The following is a 5,307-nucleotide window of genomic DNA, read 5'->3' as shown; positions in this document are numbered from 1 at the left end:
GGCGTGCGCCTGAGTGCCGGGGTCACGCTCCGACGGCCTGCGCTTGAGCGCCGGGAGCGCGTCCCGCCGGCGTGCGCCTGAGCGCCGGGGTCACGTCCCGCGGGCGTGCGCCTGAGTGCCGGGGTCACGCTCCGACGGCCTGCGCTTGAGCGCCGGGAGCGCGTCCCGCCGGCGTGCGCCTGAGCGCCGGGGTCACGCTCCGCGGGCGTGCGCCTGAGTGCCGGAGCCCCGCTCCGACGGCCTGCGCTTGAGCGCCGGGAGCGCGTCCCGCCGGTGTGCACTTGAGCGGCCAGGGTCACGCCCCGCCGGCGTCCCCGTCCCCGGCCGCCTTGCTCAGCCGTGCCCCCAACTCCCGTACGGCCCGCACGAGTTCCGCGGGCTCCCGGACCACGAAGTCGCACTCCAGCATCGCCAGCCGGAACGCCACCCACTGCACCTGGTCCCCTGCCGATCCCCGCAGCCGGCAACTGCTGTCGTCCAACGCCTCGGGCGTGCCCAGCCACTTCGGCAAGCGGGCGGCGACGAAGCCGGCCGGTGCGGCGAAGGTGACCTCGAAGTCGTAGGTCTGGTGCTGCCGTTGCATCGACTGCCGCAGGAACTCCGCCGCGCTCCCCGTCGGCAGCTCGCGCGGTACGAACCGGGCCCCCGTGGCGAACGGTTCGCTCACCCGGTCGACGCGGAACGTACGCCAGTCGTCGCGGTCGATGTCGTAGGCCACGAGGTACCAGCGGCGGCCCGTCGAGACCAGCCGGTACGGCTCCGTCAGACGCCGTGACCCGGTGCCGTCCGCCGCCCGGTAGGCGAACCGCAGCCGCTCGTGCCCGGCCACCGTCGAGGCCATCACGGTCAGCGTCTCGGGTGCGATGCTCGGGCCGTCCCCGCTGGTCAGCGGCATGGTCGCGGCCTGCAGGGTGGTCACGCGGTGGCGCAGCCGGCCCGGCAGCACCTGCTCCAGCTTGGCCAGTGCCCGCACCGACGCCTCGTCCAGGCCCTCCACCGCGTGCCCCGCCCCGGCGCGGAGCCCGACCGCGATGGCCACGGCCTCCTCGTCGTCGAGGACGAGCGGCGGCATGGCCTTGCCGGCGACCAGTCGGTAGCCGCCGTCGGCACCCTTGGTCGCCTGCACGGGGTAGCCCAGTTCGCGCAGCCGGTCGATGTCCCGCCGGACCGTGCGGCGGGAGACCCGGAGCCGGTCGGCGAGCTCGCCGCCGGGCCATTCGCGGGGCGTCTGGAGGAGGGAGAGCAGCGTGAGCAGCCGGGCCGGTGTGTCCGTCGTCATACCGACGAGGATGCCGCACCACTAGGACACAATCTGACCTAATGACCCCCTAGTTTCGAAGCATGACCTCCACCGACACCACCCTCGGCACCACGGGCGGCGGGACCGACCGCCGCCGTTGGTTCGCCCTCGCGATCGTGATGACCGCGGCTTTCATGGACCTCGTCGACGTCACGATCGTCAACATCGCCATCCCGTCGATCCAGCGGGAGGCGGGCGCGTCCTTCAGCGAGATCCAGTGGATCACCGCCGGATACGCCCTCGCCTTCGCCGCCGGGCTGATCACCGGCGGTCGGCTCGGCGACATCCACGGCCGCAAGCGGATCTTCCTCGTCGGCATCGGCGGCTTCACCGTCGCCTCCGCGCTGTGCGGCCTCGCGGTGAACCCGGAGATGCTGGTGGCCTCGCGGTTCCTGCAGGGCGGTATGGCGGCGCTGATGGTGCCGCAGGTGCTGTCGATCGTGCACGCGACCTTCCCGGCGCACGAACGGGGCAAGGTGTTCGGGCTGTTCGGCGCGGTCGTCGGTCTCGGGGCCGTGTCCGGTCCGCTGCTGGGCGCGCTGCTCACCGAGTGGAACCTGTTCGGGTGGGAGTGGCGTTCGATCTTCCTGATCAACCTGCCCGTGGGTGTCGCGGGCCTGATCCTCGGCAGCCGGTTCATCACCGAGTCCAAGGCGCCGAAGGCCCTGAAGCTGGACCTGGTGGGCGTCGCGCTCGTGACGCTGGGCCTGCTGATGCTGCTCTACCCGCTCATCCGCGGCCGTGAGCTGGGCTGGCCGCTGTGGGGGTACGTCTCGATGGCCGGGTCGCTCGTCGTCCTCGCGGCGCTGGTGGCGTACGAGAGGCGCAAGAGCGCACGGGACGGCTCCCCGCTGGTCGAGCTGTCGCTGTTCCGGGTCAAGAGCTTCGCGGCCGGGATCGCCGTGCAGACGGTCTTCGGGGTCGCGCTCGGCATCTTCTTCCTGGTGTGGACGCTGTACATGCAGTTCGGGCTGGGCTGGAGCCCGTTGAAGGCCGGGCTGACCGGGGTGCCGTTCTCGATCGCCGTGTCCGCGGCCGCGGGGATGTCGGTGCAGATGCTGGTCCCGCGCTTCGGACGCAAGGTGCTCCAGGCGGGCGCGCTGGTGATGGCGGCCGGGGTGCTGCTCTACATCTGGGAGTCCGGGCACTACGGCCTCGCCATCGCCCCCTGGCAGATGGCTCTGCCGCTGGTCGTGATGGGCGTCGGCATGGGCCTGATCGTCGCGCCGCTGACCGACGCGGTCCTCTCCGGGGTGCCGCGCGAGCACTCCGGCTCGGCCTCCGGCCTGATCAACACCGTGCAGCAGATGGGCAACGCGCTCGGGCTCGGGCTGGTGTCGGTCGTGTTCTTCGGGTCGATCAGCGACCACCTGCGCCCCGACCAGGTGGGACCGGCCTTCGCCGACGCCTTCGAGAACGCGCTCGGTTGGGTGGCCGCGGTGATGGCCGTCATCTTCCTGCTGATGTTCGCCCTGCCGAAGCGGCCGGCGCAGCACGTGGAGGGTGAGGCGCTGCCGGCGGAGGGGAAGGAACCGGCGCTGGTCTGACACCCGGGTACGGGCCCGGCACCTCCAAGGGTGCCGGGCTCGTTTCTGTTTCCGATCATGCCCGATTAGGCCCGAACCTGTTTACTTCCCAGAAATCTCGGCGTAGCCTCCCGCTGAAACCACACGTTCGGGCATGAGGCGGAGGCGAAACAGACATGTACGCACCGGAGCGGCAGCAGGAGATCCTCCGGCTCGCCCGTGACGGCGGCCGAGTGGATGTCGTGTCGCTGGCCGAGGAGTTCCAGGTGACGGCGGAGACGATCCGCCGGGATCTGAAGGCCCTCGACCGCGCCGGCCTCGTCCGCCGGGTGCACGGCGGGGCCATCCCGGTCGGGCGTCTCGACTTCGAGCCGGACCTCGCCGAGCGCGAGACCGCGGCGGCCGACGAGAAGGACCGCATCGCCAAGGCGGCCCTCGCGGAACTGCCGAGCGAGGGCACGATGATCCTCGACGCCGGTACGACGGTGGCCAAGATGGCCGCCGCGCTCCCGCTGGAGGCCTCCCTCACCGTCGTCACGCACAGCCTGCCCATCGCGGCCCGCCTGGCCGACCACCCCGGCATCCAGCTCCACCTCATCGGAGGGCGCGTGCGGCACCGCACGCGCGCCGCCGTGGACGCCTGGGCGCTCAGGGCATACGGCGAGATCCGCGCCGATGTGCTGTTCGTGGCCGCCAACGGCTTCTCCGCCGAACACGGTCTGACCACCCCCGACCTCGCCGAGGCCGCCGTGAAGCGCGCGGCCGTGGCCGCCGCCCGCCGGGTGGTCCTGATCGCCGACTCCTCCAAGCACGGCCAGGAGCACTTCGCCCGCTTCGGCGACCTGAGCGATGTGGACCTGCTGATCACCGACAGCGGGCTGAGCCCCGAAGACGCCGTCGCCATCGAGCGCGGCGGCACGGAAGTAGTGCGCGCATGATCCTCACCGTCACCCCCAACCCGTCACTGGACCGCACCTACGAGGTGCCGTCCCTCGACCGCGGCGAGGTCATCCGCGCCACCGGCGAGCGGATGGACCCGGGCGGCAAGGGCGTGAACGTCTCGCGCGCGGTCGCCGCGGCCGGACAGCGCACCGTGGCGGTCCTGCCCCTGGGCGGCGCCCCGGGCGCGCTCGTCGCCGACCTGCTCGACGCGCAGGGCATCGAGGTCGCGCCGGTCCCGGTCACCGGTGCCACCCGCTCCAACATCGCCCTCGCCGAGGCCGACGGCGTCCTGACGAAGATCAACGCACCGGGTCCGGAACTGTCCGAGGCCGAGCGCGAACTGCTCCTGGAGACCGTACGGCAGCAGTCCGGCGACGCCGCCTGGATCGCCTGCTGCGGCAGCCTCCCGCGCGGCCTCGCCCCCTCCTGGTACGCCGAACTGGTCGCCCGCGCGCACGCCGCCGGTGCCCGGATCGCCCTGGACACCTCCGGGCCCGCGTTGCTGGAGGCGCTGAGCGAACGGCCCGACGTGGTCAAGCCGAACGCCGAGGAACTCGCCGGGGCCGTCGGCCGCCCCCTCGCCACCGTCGGCGACGCCGTGAAGGCGGCCGAGGAACTGCGCGCGATGGGCGCCCGGGCCGTGCTCGCGAGCCTCGGCGCCGATGGGCAGCTGCTGGTGTCCGACGAGGGCGCCTGGTTCGGCAGCGCCCGTGTGGACACCGTCCGCAGCAACGTCGGCGCCGGCGACTCCTCCCTCGCCGGCTTCCTGATCGCAGGCGGCAGCGGCCCGGACGCCCTCGCCTCCGCGGTCGCCCATGGAGCGGCGGCCGTCCAGTTGCCCGGCAGCGTCATGCCGACGCCGGGTGACCTGGACCCGGCGGCGGTGACGGTCACGGCGGAGGTCCCGGCGGACCGAGTGCTGAAGGAGCCGGCGTCATGACGTATCCCGAGCCGTGCCGACCGGACCCCGAGCGGCGGACCTCCCCGTTACTCCCCGCCTCCACCCTCGTCACCCCCCACCGCACCCCCGTTCCCACCCCCGCCCACCCCGCTGACCGGGCGATACGCGTGCTAAGGAGCCCGCGATGAGCGACATGATCACGGCGGACCTGGTCGATCTCGACCTGTCCGCGGACACCAAGGAGGCGGCGGCGCGCGCCCTCGCCGAGCGCATGGTGGCCCTGGGCCGGGTGACCGACCTGGACGGCTTCCTCGCCGACGTGGCCGCCCGCGAGGCCCAGATGCCGACCGGCCTCGACGGCGGCATCGGCATCCCGCACTGCCGCAGCGAGCACGTCACCGAGCCGACGCTCGCCTTCGGGCGCAGCTCCGACGGCATCGACTTCGGCGCGACGGACGGCCCCGCCGACCTGATCTTCCTGATCGCCGCGCCGGCCGGCGCCGACGACGCCCATCTGACGATCCTGTCGTCGCTGGCCCGGCAGCTCATGAACACGGAGTTCACCGACGCGCTGCGCTCGGCGGGCGACGCGGCGGCCGCGGCGGCGCTGATCCGGGGCGATGAGCCCGACTCCTCCG

At 73.0% G+C, this 5,307-nt stretch carries 5 protein-coding genes; 4 read left to right on the top strand and 1 reads right to left on the bottom strand.

All coding sequences use genetic code 11. The annotated features are described in order from the left end of the window. Positions 1 to 295 precede the first annotated feature (295 nt). Positions 296 to 1,279, bottom strand: coding sequence for a helix-turn-helix transcriptional regulator (locus ACFTZL_RS40490; protein WP_382594247.1), 984 nt, complete (start codon positions 1,277 to 1,279; stop codon positions 296 to 298). Between the two features lie 62 nt (positions 1,280 to 1,341). On the opposite strand from ACFTZL_RS40490, the gene ACFTZL_RS40485 reads away from it, so the two are divergent. From ACFTZL_RS40485 to ACFTZL_RS40470, 4 genes are all read left to right on the top strand, one after another. Further along, a complete protein-coding gene (locus tag ACFTZL_RS40485; RefSeq protein WP_382594245.1) occupies positions 1,342 to 2,847 on the top strand; it encodes an MFS transporter in 1,506 nt (501 codons plus the stop codon). 155 nt (positions 2,848 to 3,002) lie between these two features. Further along, a complete protein-coding gene (locus tag ACFTZL_RS40480) occupies positions 3,003 to 3,764 on the top strand; it encodes a DeoR/GlpR family DNA-binding transcription regulator (RefSeq protein ID WP_382594242.1) in 762 nt (253 codons plus the stop codon). Next, the gene (gene pfkB, locus ACFTZL_RS40475) at positions 3,761 to 4,708 is read left to right on the top strand and encodes a 1-phosphofructokinase (RefSeq protein WP_382594239.1); all 948 of its coding nucleotides are present in this window, start codon (positions 3,761 to 3,763) and stop codon (positions 4,706 to 4,708) included. The genes ACFTZL_RS40480 and pfkB overlap by 4 nt, the downstream gene beginning before the upstream one ends. A gap of 145 nt (positions 4,709 to 4,853) precedes the next feature. Continuing rightward, the coding region (locus tag ACFTZL_RS40470; protein WP_382594236.1) for a PTS sugar transporter subunit IIA at positions 4,854 to 5,307 on the top strand (454 nt) is incomplete at its 3' end.

The organism is Streptomyces sp. NPDC056948 (genome assembly GCF_042674225.1).
Lineage (GTDB): Bacteria > Actinomycetota > Actinomycetes > Streptomycetales > Streptomycetaceae > Streptomyces > Streptomyces purpurascens.
This window is presented reverse-complemented; position numbering and strand designations above follow the sequence as displayed.

What these genes read in the sequence shown, in the direction of transcription:
- ACFTZL_RS40490 (WP_382594247.1), bottom strand. Translation starts at nt 1,279, where the DNA reads ATGACGACGGACACACCGGCCCGGCTGCTCACGCTGCTCTCCCTCCTC.
- ACFTZL_RS40485 (WP_382594245.1), top strand. Translation starts at nt 1,342, where the DNA reads ATGACCTCCACCGACACCACCCTCGGCACCACGGGCGGCGGGACCGAC.
- ACFTZL_RS40480 (WP_382594242.1), top strand. Translation starts at nt 3,003, where the DNA reads ATGTACGCACCGGAGCGGCAGCAGGAGATCCTCCGGCTCGCCCGTGAC.
- pfkB (WP_382594239.1), top strand. Translation starts at nt 3,761, where the DNA reads ATGATCCTCACCGTCACCCCCAACCCGTCACTGGACCGCACCTACGAG.